This is a genomic window from Vibrio sp. S9_S30 (assembly GCF_014694455.1).
Taxonomy (GTDB): Bacteria; Pseudomonadota; Gammaproteobacteria; order Enterobacterales; family Vibrionaceae; genus Vibrio.
Genome location: NZ_JAAUWT010000005.1, coordinates 235143 through 254161, shown reverse-complemented (window position 1 = coordinate 254161; position 19019 = coordinate 235143). Strand labels below are relative to the sequence as shown.

Below are 19019 nucleotides of genomic sequence, written 5' to 3'. Positions count from 1 at the left end.
AAATTATCAGCTACTTACGGTTTGTGCTAGATATCACATTAGAAAAAAATTGGCGAAAATCATAAGCTTGGCATACACTTTTGTTTGTAGAGTCTTAAACTACCTTAGAGACCCTACCAGTGCTTTGGCGCTACAGTTTTGTAGCTATTGTTTAACACAGCTTTGAGGGAAGTTTTATGGCGCTCACAAAGGCCGATTTGGCTGAGAACCTGTTTGAAAAGCTCGGATACAGTAAACGGGATGCCAAGGAAACGGTTGAAGTGTTTTTCGAGGAAGTTCGAAAAGCCCTAGAAAGTGGCGAACAGGTAAAACTGTCAGGCTTCGGGAATTTCGATCTTCGCGATAAAAATCAGAGACCAGGTCGTAACCCTAAAACGGGCGAAGACATTCCAATTACTGCTCGACGCGTTGTTACGTTCCGACCAGGTCAAAAATTAAAAGCCCGGGTCGAACACATCAAGGTTGAAAAGTAGCCTAAGCAATCTGACCACAATCGTGTGTGTCATTTTAGTTTATGGTGGTTCTAAACGTATTTGTTTTGCTGCGTGGAAACTCAACTGTATGAAGCTGCTTGACTTAAGATATAAATCTTAAGTCTGGCGGCTTTATTGGTTTTCTTTCTATTTATTGGTTTTCTATCTACATGTTGTTCCGATACTGCTTTTACAGCTCAAACCACCGAACAATAAGGCGTATATACTAAGCAGCCTGTGGTGCAATGTAAGGTTGCCAAGCGCTTTGATACAAGCTTTTGGCTTTCGACCGTAAACGCTTTATGTTTTGAATTTCAATGTCATTCATCTCTCGTGATTCAATCGATGCTGTTCGCTCGATAAACTGAATCTTTTGATAGATTTCATGTTCTGCCCCATTTTTTACTTCCGCAATTTCACTTAAATGCAATTGAACTTCCGCAATTAATCTCGTTTTAGGTAGCTCTAGCAAAACATTAAGATCTCGGTAACCTGAAGGTGTGGGGGACTTAAAGCGATTTTTTACTTTGAGTATTTTTGCGTTTTTATGGAGCATTTCATAAGCAGCAACCAAACTAGGGATGTCCTTTGCAACTAGGGTTGTTCTCGCTAAATCTGTGATTCTTGAAACGTTTCCGTTCAACTCTTTTTCAATTTTATCTTTTGCTCTGAGTTTACCCTTTACACCTGCGAAGTAAGGTGTCGTTCCGCTCAACATGCCTACAGTTTTACAGAGGCTCTCTAATTCAATTTGTGCTTGGTGAGCTTTGGAATACAACACATCGAAGTCTGAATAAGGTTGAGTGGGCTGAGTGTGTGTGGATCGAATGCTATACAGCCCGCTCAAGCTGCGTCGAAATACATTGGCATTTGGCTGGTTTTGAGATGAAGAAGAAGAGCGTGCGGTGTCGGAGGGATCAGTGGGAGAGTGTACAGCGGCAAAAGGTGCTTTACTCAGTAGCAAGAGCATCAAAGCCGTAGTTTTCAGAAATAGGTTCATTCAAACTCCTAGTTTAAGCGCAGTAAATTGTGTACAAAAAGGGCACTGGACGCATTAAGAAGCTGATTTGTCTGTTTTTTAGCAGATATACATTAGATAGGGGTGAAAGGGTTAAATTCAACCCTTAGCGGTGTTTTTTGTCGATTAATGTGAGGTTGTACGTTTTAATTGTGCGCAGAAATTCATCAATGACTCAGCGTCAGATATCCTAATTTTGTACCCAGAAAAACTGTCGAAAAGCTCATTGTGGTACGCATAGGAATTAGCGGTTTCCCTATGGTAATAAGACGTCGCCCAAAGTTTTTGCCGCTCTAGATCAGAAATGTGTAGTTCATCTTTATAACGATGATCCAATTGCTGAAGACAAATCGGTAATGGCATATCAAGAAATATGACTTGCGTCGTTTTTACCAAAAGCCTTGAAAGCGACTGCCCGAAGACACCTTCTGCCACCCAGTTACCTGAAGTGTTTAGGTGCTGAAGCTCACTAGAGAGAAACTGCATTTTCTCTGCAATAGAATGTTGTTCGTCATGCCATGCTAATTCATCGAGTTCAATGTGTTTTTGCCCGGTGATAGACGAAATTTTTATTGCTAACGCAGACTTTCCCGCGCCTATATTGCCAAATATAAGGGTGCGATTAGCCATTTTGAAACCTGACGATTGTATTTGTAGTTATATGCCGCACAAATTACGAGGATTAGTGCATTAAATCCATGATGGAGACTGAGGTTTAACGCAAAACTTTACGAAAGTGTGATATTCACCCAATTTGATTGATTCAGAATTGAGTGGGCTGAAGAAAGGAATGACCGCTTTGGTTCCAAATCTCTTGCGCCGTTTTCTTTGCAGAAGAAATCCTCTTCGCTTGAGTTTGCTAACGAGCAGGGTTCATCGGGATCTTCGCTTTTCGTTTTGGAGGCGATCCTATATTCTCTACAAAAGAATTTGTGCTTGAGGAATGATAATGCAAGACCAAGAGATATGGCATCAGAAGTGGGCGTCTAACCAAATAGGTTTTCACTTAACCGACGTAAACCCTGTTTTAATTAATCATTGGAAATTACTCAAGCCTAGCCGTGATAAGAAAGTCTTTGTGCCTTTATGTGGAAAGTCAGAAGATCTTGTTTGGTTAGCCAAGTTTCACGATGATGTTCAAGGTGTAGAGCTTAGTGATATTGCGGTCAGAGCTTTTTTTGCGGAACAGTTTTATACACCGACGGTAACCACTATTTCAGGTCAGCATGAACTTTATCAATTTGATGAGTTAAGCATATACATGGGGGACTACTTTACTGCGCCAATACAACCCGTTGATTTAGTGTACGATCGCGCGGCATTGATCGCTTTGCCTAAGAATATACGGTATGACTATGTAGAGAAATTGAAATCGCTATTGCTGCCGGGTGGTAAAATTCTTTTGGTCTCTTTGGATTACGATCAAAAAGAAATGACAGACCCCCCTTTTAGTGTTCCGGCAACCGAGATATATGAATTATTTTCTAGGTTTAAAGTGACACGAGTGTCTCGCGATGATGCTGACGAATATCATCCTCGAATTCAAAAAGGATTGACTAGATTTGCGGAAGAAGTGTGGGTGATAGAACCTGAAGCATAGATTGTGAGCGGGTTTCGTGAAAATTCGAGCAAAAAGAAAGCCAGTATAATCGTATGCTGGCTTTGAAGTTGGTTTTATTCACTTACTTACTAAGTAGAGCGAGCTAAGCAGATCTCACTAAGCAGAGCGTAGACTCACCTCTTAATAAATAATTTTAACCTTAGAAGCCGCCTCTACCGCACCTCGAACTGCTTGCTCAGTGGTCTCACCGCGGGTTAACGTCACTCCAAGTCTGCGACGTCCATCTATATCGGGTTTACCAAAAAGGCGTAATTGCGTTTGAGAGCTGCTTAATGCATCACTAATGCCATCGAATTGAATGTCATTGGACGTTCCCTGACCTAGAATCACCGCTGATGCAGAAGCACCATATTGCGTTATATGGTGGATTGGCATACCGGTAAAGGCTCTTACGTGCAAAGCGAATTCCGACATTTCCTGAGAGATTAACGTGACCAAACCTGTATCATGAGGCCGGGGGGAGACCTCGTTGAATATGATGTCATCACCCTTTACAAAGAGCTCCACACCAAATATTCCGTGCCCACCTAATGCGTTGACTACTTTGCCCGCGACTTCCTGTGCCGCCGACTTGGCGGTATCTGGCATCTGTTGTGGTTGCCATGATTCGCGGTAGTCGCCATCTTCCTGTCGGTGCCCAATGGGTTCGCAAAAATGAACACCATCGACAGCTCTGACGGTGAGCTGGGTGATTTCGTAATCAAAATCAATGAAGCCCTCTACGATCACTCGACCAGCGCCGGCACGACCGCCTTCTTGAGCATAGTCCCATGCTTCCTGTATATCCGAATCGGATTTGATAACACTTTGACCTTTACCGGAAGAACTCATGATAGGTTTTACCACGCAAGGTATCCCGACAAATTCAATTGCGCTAACAAAATCTGAAAAGTTATCTGCAAATCGATAAGGAGACGTTTTTACCTGTAACTCTTCAGCTGCTAATCGGCGGATACCCTCACGGTTCATGGTCAGTTTGGTCGCGTTAGCAGTTGGCACAACATTTAGCCCTTGAGATTCAAGCTTAACCAGTGTGTCTGTTGCGATGGCTTCGATTTCCGGAACAACAAAATCAGGCTGCTCTTGGGCAATAACAGTTGCCAATGCATCGCCATCCAACATATCCAGAACGTGAAAACGGTGGGCGACTTGCATCGCTGGAGCGTTCGGATAGCGGTCGCAGGCTATGACCTCTAATCCAAGTCTCTGACACTCGATGGCCACTTCCTTGCCTAACTCTCCTGATCCAAGCAGAAGAACGCGTGTTGCCTTTTTATTCGTTGCTGTACCAAACATAATTCAACCTTATCTTGAATGATCTGATGCGAATCATACTCATTTTTTGTTGGTGCGCAATCGTTTGCCTTGGCTTTGCATGAATTCAAACTCTGCACATTAAGACCTTGTAAACTGAAGGACTTAATGTGCATTAGTTGTTACGATTTATAGTGAAATGTATTCGAGAGGAATATCTGGATTGATTGCTTCCAGTGTCGCTTGCGTCATCGATAGGTGGCTTGATGTTGCATCGCGCATTTCAATCAATACGGCCTCTTCCAGTTGTTCCAGTGGAATGTTTAACATCCTCATTTGAATGATGGCAACTTGCAGAGGCGGAAGGCTAGGATTGAAAGCCGCATTTTCTGCGTATGAGCCTGTAAATACAGCACCAGACTTGGTGCGCAGTGAGACACCACTGAAGTTATGGGAGTATGGAGCGTGGCTCATATTTAGTGCGGCCAGAGCACGAATAACCAGCTCATTATCAGAATGGAGTGCTTTCCCATGGTCAACTTCTGCCATTAACGCGGATTCGATCCCAATGTCTTTAGGCCCAAATGCGTCAGGCAGATACTCATAGAGCGTTTTTGCCTTTCGATTTGGGAGCTGAACAAAAAGTTCAGAAGCTGTATTTAATTCACTCATGAATTGGCGGCAGTGACCACAAGGACTGAAATTAACCGTTACGTCTTTGATTCCAAGCTCTTGCATCATCCAAGCGCGAGCGATAGCGCATTGTTCAGCGTGGATGGTTTGTCCTAGCTGTACGTCGAGAAATTCAATATTTGCCCCAAAATATAATCGACCAGAAAGCCCGCGTGCAATCGCACCAACGTAAAAATTGGAAATCGGGGCATGGGAGTAGGTGGCCGCAACGGGAAGCAGTGCGACTCTTAACTCTTCATCACTGAGGTTGGATATGGTCAGAAGCTTTGTAAATTCTTGTGGTGAGATTGTCGCGTTAAAATCGGGATTAGAAACAATTGTCTCCATCGCAGTTGCAAGTGGAGCAGGTAACTCTTTAATCGCCTTTAACATCTTAGCGTCCATTTCTTGTCCTTTTAAGGTACGTTCAATTTCATTCTAGGAAATATACACAGTGTAATGGTGATGTAAATCACACAAATGTTCGCAATTAGACATTTGGTTTCACTATGTGAGTGACATCTAACTTGTAATTGATTACATAAACATTTCATGCGACCAACATCAAATTTATTAATAGATTGCTTTTTAGGAGGGTTATCAACGCCAAAAAAAGGCGTGAAAAGGCTAGGCGATGGTTATCCTAGCCAGACGACTAAGGCAAAAAATGCTGGGGCAAGAATGGAAGTAATGACACCGCAAGCCACCAGGGCAAGTGAACTGAATGCGGCGTCTTTTGGGTGTTTCTCTGCGCATGCTGCGGTTCCAAGAGCATGGGAAACGGCACCCATGGTAAGACCTCGAGCTATTGGGTGTTTAACGCCAATCAAGCTATAAATTGGATAGGCGAAAACCGCCCCAAAGACGCCAACAAGTAAGACGAGTATAGCGGCAATAGCGGGCTCGCCACCTAAGTAACTAGAGACTTCCATTGCGATAGGCGTTGTTACCGACTTACCAAGTAAACTAGCGATAAGGTGCAACTCTGTGCCTAAGTAATATGCAATCATGGTGGATGAAAACATCGACATAATACTACCAACCCCACAGGCAAGTAAGATAATTCGCCAGCGAGCACGAATTTCTGGCAGTTGTTCGTAAAGAGGGTAAGCGAGGGCGACAACAGCAGGTTGTAGTAAGAAGCTAAACCATTCGTTTTGCGAGTAGTAAGTATCAAAATCAACACCTAGGTAGAGAAGTGTCGGGATGATGATGGAAACGCTAATAACAAGTGGGTTGGCAATCGGGCTATTGAGCTTTCTTGCGATGACGCGAGCAAAGAAAAACACAGTTAAAGTAAGGAGCACCCACATCAATTTGGTTCCTTTAATAGTTTGTCTAAACCAAGTGCAAGCAATACAAGCACAATCGCTGTGCCGCCCACTGCACTGGCGAGTATTGGGAGTGCATTGTCGACAAGCATGTCAAAGTGATTCATTAACCCCACGCTGATAGGCACAAATAGGAGCACCATATAGCGGATAAACAGTTGTGAGGTAGGGCGAACCCACTCGACAGGAATAAGACCAAGCACAAGCAGCATAAAGAGAATCAACATACCAAATATGCTACCCGGTATGGCAAGCCCTAGTAGGTGCTGGATAGTTAAACCAATGAGCAAGCAAGCCATAATGACAAGAAAGGAAATAAAATAACCAAGAACACGTTGCAGCATCAATCAACGACCCTATGAGACCAATTTTTCTACGTACTGATATACGGATTTTAACAGTGAGACTTTTCTTTCATCACCTTCATGTTCGTGAACTAAGTTTTCAAGGTTTTGCATGTAATCGGGTAAATGGCTTTCAAAATAATCTCGACAATGTGCCGCCCATTTTGCTTGTTCTGACTCATCCAGTGTCCATGGATAGTGTCTCGCACGATAGCGAAATAAAAGTGGAGCGATGCGTTCATCCTTAACGTTGATTTCCAGCCCTGCTAATTGTTCTGGGGACTTTTCCCGAATGATGTCCATGGTTGCTTTGTCTGCTGGAGAGAAGAATCCGTGATACAGTTGGGTATCGACGTTAGGATCGACGTCGTACTCCTCTTTGTTTTGGTACAGCTCGATTAGTTTTTCTCTAATCTCTGGGTGCTGTTTAATTAACGCTAGGTTTTGAAGGCACTGTTCTCTGTCGATTCCAATGAATTGGGCATTGTCTGCCGTCAATGTTTTTGCTGGTGCAAGTACAGGGCATTTGTTCAGATGAACAAGTTTAACGGGGACAGGTAATTGACCTTCTTCCAGTTGATCTCGGCGCGTGTATAGCCGAGCTCTCAACTCATCAGAGCTGAGCTCTAGAAGTGGGCTAGGATCCATTGCGAGGTTAACCATTATTACAGCGTTTTGATTCGTGGGGTGCCAAGCTAACGGAACAACCCAAGATGTATAAGCACATTCCGCCCCAAACATGCCAGAAACATGCATTAACGGTGTTATGTTTACGATGTCTACCAGTTCATTGAGTTTTCGCTTATGGCGCATACTAAAGAGGTAATCAAACAACTTTGGCTGAGCTTCTTTCACCTTTCTCGCCATTTCAATGGTTGCGATTACGTCAGCCATCGCATCATGGGCATTTTCGTGTTCTATCCCATTTTCAACAGACAGGTGTTCCAGTTTAAAGCTGGTGTAGCCATCTTCACGCTTTGGCCAATTGATGCCATCGGGTCTTAATGCATGGCAAGCGCGCATCACGTCGAGCAAATCCCAACGAGAGTTGCCATTTTGCCAACTCCATGCGTAAGGGTCGTAGAAATTTCGGTAGAGCGTATACCTAGAGACTTCATCATCAAATCGAATGCTATTGTAACCAAGGCTCGTCGTGTTAGGTGTAGAGAGCTCCTTGTGAATTTTTTGAATAAATTCAGGTTCTGGTAGCCCTTTCAACACTGCAGTTTGTGGCGTGATGCCCGTAATAAGCGCCGCTTCTGGTGAGGGGAGGTAATCTGAGGGTGGTTGGCAATAAATGGCCAGAGGCTCGCCAATGATATTTAAGTCCATGTCCGTTCTTACACCTGCAAATTGACTTGGTCGATCTCTGGCGGGGCTGGTTCCCCAGGTTTCGTAATCGAAGAAAAACAGAGAGGGCTGACTATCTTGAGGCATTAATGGTTCCGATTTGTTGTTGCTTACGCATTGTATTTCTTCCTGTATTAGACCATTGCAAAGCAGGCTGGTAAACCAGAACAGCGCAATTAGAGCATTTTCATGTTTCTATTTGGATTCTGGGTTAAGAGGAAGCGGTATTTCATTGGAATCTTTGATGAAGAAATAGACAAAATGGTGAGAGAAAGAAAAGCCCGCATAAAGCGGGCTAGAGCAAAAGGCTCCGAGTCTCAATTAGGGATAAATACAGCTTGTGACTAATTCAAACTGTTTGGTGAGATTGTGAATTGTTGCATAGGGATATAGGTCCAATGTCATCACTATGTTAGGTCTTGGAATTAAATGTATATGGGGTGTAAATTTAAGTTGGCGTGCTTGGGTAATCGGATAAAGCAAAAGTGATTGAGCTGAATGTATAAATTCTCAACACTGGAAGGCATAAAGCGATTGCGAGATCTTCTTTTAGTGCCAAATTTCTGGGTATTTTGTTAATATTTATTAACATTGTTTTTTAGGCAATATATCAATGTCAGGTAGACAACGTGCAATTAGAAAGAACAGTTCAGTGGCTTATTTTGCCGTTCAAATGGTTTTTTAAAGTGCTACTAACCGCACTAAAAACCGTAATCCGAGTTTTAATAAGAATTGTAATAAAGGTCTATAAATGGGGACTTGGAATACTATTAGCGTTATGGAACCTATGGTTATCAATTGGACCTAAATGGGTCAGAGTGACGATTTTCTCAGTGTTTCTTATCAGCATGATCTATTTTCAAGTGAAGGCGTTATTAGCGCCCAATTTAACGGTTGAAACCGTTAATAGAGTACATTATTTAAACAGTGGTTGGACTAAAAAAGACAGAGAAACCTATTATTTCACTCCTCAAGGGACAGAACTTCTTGGCTTAGAATACAGTTGGTTAGTGAACCTCGAAATGCCGTTATCTCGCGATATGCTGGCAAGTACCGACAACATGAGAGGATGGGGATTTATCGTTGAGCCCGGTCAGCAACCAAGTGTGATGAATCCAGGCAATTTACCCATCGGCTTTGGGCGGCATATCGATCCTAAAACGCAACGTGAAAAGTTGGATATAACTTGTGCTGCGTGTCATACCGGAGAGTTGCATTATCAAGGTAAGGCACTTCGAGTCGACGGTGGGCAAGCACTTCACAGTATTTCAAATGCAAAACGAGGCGAATTTATCCTAACCTTGGGCGTTTCTGTGCTCCTTACCTATGCTGACCCCTTCAAGTTTAACCGTTTTGCAGACAGAGTCGTTGGCGAAAATATGGATAAACGTATGAAACTTAGAAAAGATCTAAACGCGTTTATTTCAAAGGGAGCTGGGTTTGCGATGTCTGCTGGTAATCCAAAGTATTACCCAGTTGAAGAGGGGCGTGGGAGAACGGATGCTGTTGGTCGGATCGGGAACGTTGTATTCGGTTATGACATCGACGAGCCAGGTAACTTGAGAGTCGCAAATGCCCCTGTGAATTATCCGTTTCTTTGGGATATGTGGCGATTTGATTGGGTACAATACACAGGGTTTACAAACCAGCCAATGGCGAGAAACATCGGTGAAAGCCTTGGTGTATTAGCGCCAGTTAAGTTAGTGGACGAAAATGGTAAGTTGCTACGGTCAGATGAGTTTGGAGAAACCGTCATCGATTTGGCTGGAATGCATTGTGTTGAAGGTAAATTAAGAACCTTAGAACCGCCAAGATGGCCAGAAGACATTCTGGGTGACATCGACATCGCTATGGCAACCAAGGGCAAAAACTTATTTCAGCAGCGTTGCCAATATTGCCACGGACCTCATCGTTCAGAATCTTATCAGTGGCCTGTTGCATCACATGAAGGGTCGAATCCAGCTCATCAAAATGACGTGAACTGGCAGTGGGATATGGATGGTGATATCAGCTATGAAGCGGGGAGGGCTATTCGTCAAGATTGGCGTGAAGTCATTTGGGCGCTGCCATGGATTGATATCAAAACGATAGGGACAGACGCTACGGCGGCGAATAACTATATGGACCACAAATACGACGCGAGTAAGCTCATTCCTGGAATGAACTCCGTCAACGCTGGAGATGGGTTACAGATTTTGTTGAATCGGCTGATTCCAAAATTATATCAAGATGATCATATAGATAAGTCTTTGATTCCAGAATACGATGGTCTAAATATCCCCTTCCGAATTGTGAACAAACGAGCCTATAAATCGAGGCCACTTCACGGTGTTTGGGCAACACCTCCGTTCCTACATAATGGCTCAGTTCCATCTATTTATCATTTACTCTCACCTCAAAGTGAGCGACCACAAGCTTTCTATGTGGGTAATCGAGAATATGACCCTATTCATTTAGGGTACGTGGCAAACATAGAGCAAGGTGCATTTTTGCATGATACAAAAATCGAAGGCAATGGAAACAAAGGGCACTTGTTTACAGATGCAGACGTAAAAGGTCGGATAGGTACTTTGCTGAGCGTGAAAGAGAGAATGGAGCTGATTGAATACCTAAAAGTGTTGGGAAATCCAGATTATGATTCGGCATTAGGTGGGGACCCTCAAAACTGGAATCAGTACGTCAAAGCACCGTATTTCGAGTCTGAGCAACGAGCGTGTGAGGCAAGGTTTGAATCTGCCAAAAGCCACCCATTGGAGGTACTCTAAGTGACTAAACGTACATCAGTTTTCTTAGGTATCGCCGTCGTTTTGTTGGCTTGTCCCTCTTTTTCAATGAACGAATCGCCTACTGAAATGGGAATGTCACAACCCGAGTATGATGCGGTGCAATCCTCCATTAAGAGTGCGCGTGAAATCTCGCGTCGTGCTGAAAAGTATAATGGAAAGCCTTATCGGCGAGATGCACACGCTAAAGCAACTGGGTGTGTTAGAGCGACGTTTACAGTGAACCCTGATATCCCAGAAAGATTCCAGCAGAGCATATTTCGTAAAGTAGGGCATGAATACCCTAGCTGGATCCGTTTTTCCAATGGTGACATGCTTGTTCGGGCAGACAAAAAAGGGGATGCCCGAGGTATGGCAATCAAAGTCATGAATGTTGAAGGAGAACCAGTAGCCCCTGAACTGGGACATTCCAAAAATCAAGACTTTATAATGGCTAACGTTCCAGCATTTTTTAACCGAAATATTTTTGACTACGCTGAAGACATGTTCTTTTTAGCTAAGTTTGAGCGTACGAAGTGGTTTATCAGCCTCTTCCCTCCTCGGTTTCGTCCAAAACAGTTTTATCGAGCTATTCAAACTGTCACGACGGTGATTGATACCCCGTTAGATGCCCAATACTTTTCGATGCTTCCCTATCAATTCGGGAGTAATGCCATTAAATTTTCTGCGAAACCCTGTAAAGGTATGGAGTTTCCGTCAAAAGTGGATCGTTCTCCGGAAAACTACTTGAACACGCAACTTCAAAATCAACTTTTAAATGGGGGCGCGTGCTTTGAATTTATGGTGCAAGAAAAGCGAACAGGGCACTACATGCCGATCGATGATGCGACGGTCATTTGGTCTGAGAAGGTCTCACCATTTATCCCCATTGCGACGATCTATATTCCACCTCAATTGATAAACAGTCCGGATCAATCGGAATTTTGTGAAAACGTTTCAATGAACCCATGGAGAGCCGTGGGTGAATGGGAGCCTTTAGGAAGTTTGAATCGAGCGCGCAGATTGGTTTATAAAGCAGTCTCTGACTATCGCCATATGATGAACAAGGCTTTCGTGATGGAGCCAACATCGTGGTGTCTGAAACAGGAGCAAACCGAGAAATGCAAACTTGAAAAAATCATTTCATCAACGCCGGATTGGTCATGGAAACGAGATTTTGACTACTTAGCCAAACCATTGGGTGGAGCTAAATACTTCTAATAAAGATTGGAAGGTCGCCCCCTAGATACCTGTGTAGGGGGTACTTGTATTTCTAAACTAGATAAACACCCCCAGCTTTTAGAAAACCTTCAGCTTCCAGAAAACGTTAGCGGGCGCTAGAAAGGTAGCGACTATATCTTAATGCTGCGAACTTTCTTTCATGTCACTTGGTGAAGCAGAAGCGAACTAAGCGACAACCACTTTATTTCTACCAGAGTATTTCGCTCTGTATAGTGCCCTATCGGCATTGGTAATCAATTGACCTATATGCTTCTCGTTATTCAAAACAGAAATACCGACGCTAGTGGTAAAGCGAACTTGTCTTTCACCGTTGTCGATGGATATGTTTTCAATGGTACTGCGTAGAAACTCAGAAATGTCCATCGCCATCATTTGGTCCCCATGAAACACCATACAAAACTCTTCACCCCCTAATCGTCCAAAATTGGCACTGTCAGGAATGTTACCCGAAATGGTACTGGCAAAAAGTTTGAGTGCCTTATCTCCCGTAGAGTGCCCAAAGCGATCGTTGATTTCCTTGAAGTGATCTAAGTCAAACATGAGTACTGCCAAAGGTTTCGATTCTATCATGCTTCGATCAAATGACTCTTCTGCAAGTTTCATAAAGCTACGACGATTACTGATACCGGTAAGAGGGTCGGTTCTGGCTTCAATTTCTGCTCTTTGCTTTTCTTGTTCTAATGCTTGTGTGCGTTCAGAAACCAGCATTTCAAGTTCATATTTGGCTCGCTCTAACTGACGACGATAAAGGGTTTCGGCGTTGTCTTTCCGTTTACGAAGTTGCAATAGGCGAATCCCCATCGCGACTAGGATGACTCCCATTTCACTGAAAGAGGCCATGACGGGCCAATAATACGTCGCAAAGTTATGCTCTACATACCCTAAATCTCTCATTGCCTGAGCAAAAAGCCCTGCAACCAATATACCCCATGCAATGGTGTAGATGGCCGAGACTAAAGAGCCTTGGAGCCAGCGAATAATGCCTGAAATGGCCATAAAGGGATATAACAGCAATGCAATAGTTATGAGCACGACAGAATAAGTCGTCTCTCTAAATAACGCCGCTAAGGCGAGCAGGAACGCATTCAACACCATAAAACGAAGAATCCAATCCAGCTTAGGGGTCTTCTCTTTTGTTTGAAGCATTGAACGAACAAAAATAATGCCAGTCATGATCGATATGGCACCACCCAGTGACATCAAGCTCCAATGAAAATTGTCTTGCAGGATGAACATGTGGGTAAAGCCCAGAATGGTGGGCCATGTGAATATTTTGGCAATCGCATAGACGCCATACGCTAAATATACCCTGTCGCCTGAGGCTCCACCTACGACAAATGATGTTAACGCCATAAGAAGTAGGCTACCAATACCCACCGAAATGAGAGCAATTTCAACTGTTTGGCTGTAGTTCAGGTTCTTTGACGACCAAATCCGCATGTCTGGGAAAACGTAGCCTTGACCATCGGATCCGTAACGGAACATATATTGGTAGGTTTGATTCGGTTCCAAAGTGACAGGAACAACAAACCGCAGGTGCGGAACCAATCGCTCAGAGAATGAGTTACCTAAGAATTGGTTAGCAATCATGGAATAACCATTACTTGAAATAGAACGTTGGTAAGCTTCTAAATAGATGAGTTGGTGGTCAATATACTCCAAATTGAGAGTGATTTTTTCGTTACTCGTATTGGTTAGCGCGAAGATGCTCCAAAATGCCCCCGATTGTAAACCAGTAGAGCCTTTGGTATTTAGAGGTTTGAATTCTTGATTTTCAAAAGATTGAATAGCGTCTTTAATGCTGGCTTTACCAGATGGGTCGTGCCAAAGAAGGTAACGACCGGTGAGACGTTCTCCGTTTTCTTCCCCTGTCACTTCGATAGGGGACACAGACGCTGATGCACCAACTGAAAGTAATAAGTGCAACATAGCTATTGCAACTGTGCTTAAAAAGCGAGCTAATATTCTTGGTGTTATATTTTTCATTGAAATGCAATCGCACGTAATTAAGTGCTTTCCTCGTCCCATAATTCGCTTAGAAAAACAACACAACAATATTGAATTTTATTGTACTAGGTTATGCTGTCGAATTTTATTGATAGTTATAATAATATTTAATTGTCTAGAAAGTCATGAAAATTACTCAATTAGCTCAAAATTAGTTTGCTAGATCATCAGTAAGATATGTCATTCTTAAAAATGACACAAATTAATTGAGCAATGACATGCGAGCGACATCCTCTTCTCAAGGGTAGGGCTCAACTTTGGTCGATAACCCGTGCGAAAAGAAATGGCAAATTGCAGGTTCGAGTATTTAGAAAGATCAAATTTTTGAACTGATATGGTCATCGATAAAATTTTGACGTTGATCTGGCAAAAACGGTTTTTTTGACAACTTCGCTAAGAATATGGTGTTTTTTACGTTGTTTCTGCGGGGCATCGAGAATGGAAAAAAGCCCAGGAAAAGCGAGCCAGATTTATCATCTGGCTCACTTTTTTGATACAAAGGAAAGTTGACTCTAGTGGTTTCTACTTAAGTTGAGAGGAACCTTTAACCCCCTTGTTTAGACTGCTCAATTTTCTGCAATAGTTCATTGGCTTTTTTCATTGCCGCCCCCGCTTGCGCAGCCTTTCTCTTGCTCAGCAATAAGTCGGACAATTCCAAGTAGCGATTGGCTGTATCGGATCTTAGCTTTGCAATATCTCTAAAGTCACTAGGCACTTTTGTTGCAAAATTGTCGATGTTGCTAACTAAGTTGTCTAACTCTTTAATGGTGTTGGATGTGTCGAGCGTGGAGCGCAACGTATTCAATTCTTCCACGTATAAAATGCGCGCGGCCTCGTATGGGTAGGGCAGTGCATTGCCTGAATTTAAGCTCAGCTGATAAGCACTTAGATCTTCAATGGCAGAAGACATTTGATTCCCTTTTTGAAGTAATGGTTTGTGTTTTTCAACGCCATCAAAAAGAGTGTTACCCACCGTGATTAGCTCTGAAAGGGCGACGGTATCCTTGTCTCTTAGTGCAGTTTCAAATTTTGTACTGTAAACGTCATTGGCCAGTGAAGAAGGTTTGAATTGGTAATCGGAATTGATGGTTTGCAGATCAAGATACAATGTAAAAACATTGTCTTTCTTATCAGCTTTACTATACCGACCTTTTTCAAGATGAGTATTAATTCGCTGTGCCAGTCCTGATAGAGTGGATAACTTGCTTGAGCGGATATCAGCGACGATGGATTCTAACTCGTGAGAGTCAGGATAATATTTTTTAGCTTCTTCCAAAACCTTCTCAATAGAATAATAGTTCGGATACGAACTTTCTCGGTCGTTTAATATTTCATCTATCTGAGTTTCAAAATCGGAGATAATGGCGTCTTTATGGTGGCGCAAAAGCCCTTGTGAGATGACGGCATGATGGCTTGGACTGCTGTCTATCAGTGCAATTACTTCGCTATGAGGTGTTTCAAGTAGGTTGCTTTGGCTTTGGATGCTCTGTTCTAGCTGACCAATACGAGCTTTATGCAAGTCGATTTCAGTCGTCATTTGACCGTAACCGTAGCCCAGAAGACCAATGAGTCCAATAATCGCTACTCCTGCCGCCATTGCTGGTGTGTGGTTTCTGTGTAAGTAGGTCTTAATTTTCTCAGCAGTGTCTAACTTTGGAACGCTTTCAAGATCGAGGTAATCGTTGATTGCTTTCCACTTTGTGGCAGGCATATTTTCGGGTTTTTTTGCTTTTAGATTTTCTTTCAAAGCAACGTTAGCAGGTTTGCGTCCATAAGGATGTTTACAACTCAAGAGCTCATAAGCAATGCATGCAAATGCAAAAAGATCATCGGTATGCTTAGGGTCTTTGCCATCAATGAGATTAATCGACGCGTAGTTAGGTGTGTATCCGCCTACATTGTCGTTTGTCTCTTTACGAGCCGCAGCGTACTGATCTTGTTTTAGTTTAAAGGTTTTGGATACACCAAAATCAAATATTTTGATCTGACCGTCAGAATTCAGCATGATGTTTGCGGGCTTGAGATCGGCATGCACTATGTCTTGGTGGTGCGCGTAATGAAGTGCGTCTAAAATTTGATCTAATAGCGCGAGCGCTTTTCCGTATTGTAAGCCTGATGGACGAGAGCGCTGAATAAGCTGCTCCAATGTTTCCCCGTCAAGGAACTCCATGACAAGATAATAAATTTGTTGGTCGACGCCGAAATCAAATACTCGGATGATATTAGGATGACTGAGTTTCTGCGTATTTTGTGCTTCTCGAATCAGCATGCGCGCCGTTTCGGGCCGGCTGGTGTATTCTTTTTGTAAAATTTTCAGAGCCACGTAAGGGGATTCGGAACCTGAAGACTCCAACACTTTGTCTTTGGCACGATACACATCACACAATCCGCCATGGCCAATTAGCGCTTCTAATTTATAACGTCCTTTAACAAGAGTGCCGACTAGGCTTTCAGCATTGGAAACATTTTGCGTGTTTGTTGCCGTAGCTTGAGGAGGCTTGGTGGGTGATTTTGAGGATACAGGTGTCGAGGTTGCGTCTTTTGGGGTTGACTTCGCGACTGTAGGGGGAGTTTTTGTTTCTGAGCGTTTGGGTGTGGATTCAACCTTGCTTTTTGGATCCGGTTTGCTTGGGGTTTTAGAGGGTTCTTTCGCTTTAGGCGAAGGAGTATGAGGTTTACGATCCATTTTAACAATTTGAGTGCGATCACCATCTTGTGGTTTTGTCGGCTCTTTAGGGGGAAGTTTATCTTTTGACATCTAGCGAACTCCAAGTTGAATGTCAGTAAGGTTAGGCACCCAGAATTTCGAAACAATTACTACGAACGAAAGTTTCGGCTTAGATAACAGTCAAAAGAAATTTGGTGAAGGAAATATTTTTTAAAATTTGAACCGTGCTGTATAAATCATTTTCCGTTGCAAAATACATTTCAAATTAATGGTTATTTTAATCATAGTTCAGGCTAATTTAATTGGCATGCTATTGTTATATTTATCATGAATATAAGGATGGTTGTTTATTATTTTTATAAAACTAAAATTTATAGAATGTTGGCTTGAGGTTATTATGGGAATAGTGCTGTCTATAAACAGCTTTCATAAATTCACATCTGAAATACAGAGCGAATTTGAATTTAGTGATAATAATGTCAAAGATTCAATTAAGCTCGGACGAGCAGAAAGTTGTGATTGGACATTACCCGACCCAGAAAGAGTGGTTTCTAGTGTTCACGCTGAAATAATTAAATTTGGTGAAGACTATTTAATAAGAGATCTATCAACGAATGGACTATTTATTAATAGGTCAGTAACTCCAGTTGGTAGTGGTAATGAAATAAAGCTTAATGATAATGATATCATTACATTTGGTGAATACGAAATATTGGTGGGATTTAAGTCTAACGATCAAAATACATTTCATTTCCATAATGATACCAATCGGTATGATATTTTTGGTCAATCAGATATAAATAATTTTGAGCAATCAAAGCCATTCGAATCGGAAGCAATAGATAATAAATTTGAAGATGATTTTGTAAATAGTTTGTCCAATGAGCCTGTTTTTGAAAGTGATATTGGTCTTACAGATGATTTCTTTAATTTATCCGAAACTCATGTAACCAACGAGCTGGTAGGAGACACTTCAGTCGCTGAAAATGTGCAGCGAGCAGTTCAAGCACGCACTTCTCTTCAAGATTCCTCTATCTCTAGTAAGGCAGTCGCAAGAGAAGAGTCGGTGCTACAAGCTCAGTCAGAACAACAGCCAGCTTCTCCAGCTCAAAGAGAGGAAATGGCGCATCCAGAATCCAGTCGAGCCGCGCCTCGTCCAAACCATCAATTTCAAAGGGCAGCAGAATCGACACCTCAATTAAACACCCGAAGCAAATCAAATGAAATGGATGCGTTTTTGAGTGGTCTTGGTATATCTCGAAATATGGTTCCGACACAACATTCTGATGAATGGTTTAAACAACTTGGAGAATCATTTTCGCTGCTATTAGGTGGATTAATGGACACACTGCATCATCGTGCAGAATTCAAGCAAACCAACCGACTCAACCATACAGCATTCCAGCGTCATGAAAACAATCCACTTAAGTTTTCCGCTAATTTAGAGGATGCAATACACAATTTATATAACCGAAACTCTTCAAGTTTTCTTGGTCCGCAAAACGCAATTCAAGAAGCTTTTGATGACATAGAAAAGCACGAGAAGGCATTAATGCAAGGCGTCGATGGTGCGGTTAAAGGGGTTATGGGGTTGCTCAATCCGGATTACATTTCATCTAAGAACGTCGGTGAGGGTGTTTTGGAAAAAATAATTCCTGGAAAGACGCAAGCGAATTTCTGGAAGAATTACGAGAAACAATATTTAGATCTAACAAATGAACTGGAAGGAAATTCCATACCATTTTATTTAGAAGACTTTGCGAAATCATACGAAATGGCTTTGAAAAAAGGGTGAGGACATGAATATTAAAACAAAACTATCAATAGTGAGTTTATTTTTTGCATTTTTACTTACAGGTTGCTCAGTAGCAAATTACGTTGTTCCTGCTTATGCAACGTTAGAGTTTGAAGTGAGTAATAAAGCGAACCCAGATCTGAATGGGCGTCCTTCTCCTGTGGTTATTCATGTTTATGAAATTACTTCTAATACACTTTTTGAGAGCCAAGATTTTTTTGCTCTTTACGAAAAACCTGAAGAGGTTCTTGGTCCAGATTTAATCCACAAACAAGAATTTACATTTGCACCAGGAAGCGTAGAGCAATATGAAGTGAGCATGAACGCTGAAGTTCAATATGTAGGTGTTATTGCTGCATACCGTGATATTGAAAATGCAAACTGGCGCAAGATTATTCCTGTTGATAAGACAGGTTATAACAAACACAAATTATTAATTGGTGAACTTTCAATCGCTGTTGAGTAATTTCTGAAGTACAAAT

The 19019-nt window shown here is 42.3% G+C and carries 15 protein-coding genes; 6 read left to right on the top strand and 9 right to left on the bottom strand.

What is annotated here, in order from left to right; translation table 11 throughout:
• Nucleotides 1-176: 176 nt before the first annotated feature.
• Entirely contained in the window at nt 177-473 is a 297-nt protein-coding gene (gene ihfA / locus HC752_RS08280) for an integration host factor subunit alpha (protein ID WP_190334658.1), read from the top strand.
• Between the two features lie 226 nt (nt 474-699).
• Here ihfA and HC752_RS08275 read toward each other — a convergent pair whose 3' ends face one another.
• Together HC752_RS08275 and HC752_RS08270 are read right to left on the bottom strand one after the other, a co-directional pair.
• Nucleotides 700-1473, bottom strand: a complete 774-nt coding sequence (locus HC752_RS08275) for a RelA/SpoT domain-containing protein (protein WP_190334657.1) — start codon at nt 1471-1473, stop codon at nt 700-702.
• Nucleotides 1474-1617: 144 nt separating this feature from the next.
• Entirely contained in the window at nt 1618-2121 is a 504-nt protein-coding gene (locus tag HC752_RS08270; protein ID WP_190334656.1) for a hypothetical protein, read from the bottom strand.
• A 319-nt stretch (nt 2122-2440) separates the two neighbouring features.
• On the opposite strand from HC752_RS08270, the gene HC752_RS08265 reads away from it, so the two are divergent.
• Nucleotides 2441-3091, top strand: coding sequence for a thiopurine S-methyltransferase (locus HC752_RS08265; RefSeq protein WP_190334655.1), 651 nt, complete (start codon nt 2441-2443; stop codon nt 3089-3091).
• A gap of 141 nt (nt 3092-3232) precedes the next feature.
• On the opposite strand, the gene purT is transcribed toward HC752_RS08265, so the two are convergent.
• The 5 genes from purT to sbcB form a co-directional block, all read right to left on the bottom strand.
• Complete coding sequence (purT, locus tag HC752_RS08260; RefSeq protein WP_190334654.1) at nt 3233-4408, bottom strand: formate-dependent phosphoribosylglycinamide formyltransferase; 1176 nt, start codon at nt 4406-4408, stop codon at nt 3233-3235.
• 147 nt (nt 4409-4555) lie between these two features.
• Complete coding sequence (gene cdd, locus HC752_RS08255; protein ID WP_190334653.1) at nt 4556-5443, bottom strand: cytidine deaminase; 888 nt, start codon at nt 5441-5443, stop codon at nt 4556-4558.
• 233 nt (nt 5444-5676) lie between these two features.
• Entirely contained in the window at nt 5677-6351 is a 675-nt protein-coding gene (locus HC752_RS08250) for an LrgB family protein (RefSeq protein WP_190334652.1), read from the bottom strand.
• Entirely contained in the window at nt 6351-6713 is a 363-nt protein-coding gene (locus HC752_RS08245; protein WP_190334651.1) for a CidA/LrgA family protein, read from the bottom strand. Before HC752_RS08245 ends, HC752_RS08250 begins: the two co-directional genes overlap by 1 nt.
• Nucleotides 6714-6725: 12 nt before the next feature.
• Nucleotides 6726-8150 carry an exodeoxyribonuclease I gene (gene sbcB, locus HC752_RS08240; protein ID WP_190334650.1) on the bottom strand — a complete coding sequence of 475 codons (1425 nt, stop codon included), beginning with the start codon at nt 8148-8150 and terminating at the stop codon, nt 6726-6728.
• A 731-nt stretch (nt 8151-8881) separates the two neighbouring features.
• Between sbcB and HC752_RS08235 the strand changes: the two genes are divergently transcribed.
• Both HC752_RS08235 and HC752_RS08230 read left to right on the top strand, forming a co-directional pair.
• The gene (locus HC752_RS08235) at nt 8882-10828 is read left to right on the top strand and encodes a di-heme-cytochrome C peroxidase (protein WP_342029462.1); all 1947 of its coding nucleotides are present in this window, start codon (nt 8882-8884) and stop codon (nt 10826-10828) included.
• Nucleotides 10829-12046, top strand: coding sequence for a catalase family protein (locus HC752_RS08230; protein ID WP_342029461.1), 1218 nt, complete (start codon nt 10829-10831; stop codon nt 12044-12046).
• 186 nt (nt 12047-12232) lie between these two features.
• On the opposite strand, the gene HC752_RS08225 is transcribed toward HC752_RS08230, so the two are convergent.
• Both HC752_RS08225 and HC752_RS08220 read right to left on the bottom strand, forming a co-directional pair.
• Nucleotides 12233-13996 (bottom strand): sensor domain-containing diguanylate cyclase, encoded by a 1764-nt coding sequence (locus HC752_RS08225; RefSeq protein ID WP_238930459.1) that lies wholly within the window; start codon nt 13994-13996, stop codon nt 12233-12235.
• Between the two features lie 622 nt (nt 13997-14618).
• Nucleotides 14619-16832, bottom strand: a complete 2214-nt coding sequence (locus HC752_RS08220) for a serine/threonine-protein kinase (protein WP_190334647.1) — start codon at nt 16830-16832, stop codon at nt 14619-14621.
• Between the two features lie 307 nt (nt 16833-17139).
• Between HC752_RS08220 and tagH the strand changes: the two genes are divergently transcribed.
• Both tagH and tssJ read left to right on the top strand, forming a co-directional pair.
• Entirely contained in the window at nt 17140-18537 is a 1398-nt protein-coding gene (tagH, locus tag HC752_RS08215) for a type VI secretion system-associated FHA domain protein TagH (RefSeq protein WP_190334646.1), read from the top strand.
• Between the two features lie 4 nt (nt 18538-18541).
• The gene (gene tssJ / locus HC752_RS08210; protein ID WP_190334645.1) at nt 18542-19003 is read left to right on the top strand and encodes a type VI secretion system lipoprotein TssJ; all 462 of its coding nucleotides are present in this window, start codon (nt 18542-18544) and stop codon (nt 19001-19003) included.
• Nucleotides 19004-19019: the final 16 nt, after the last annotated feature.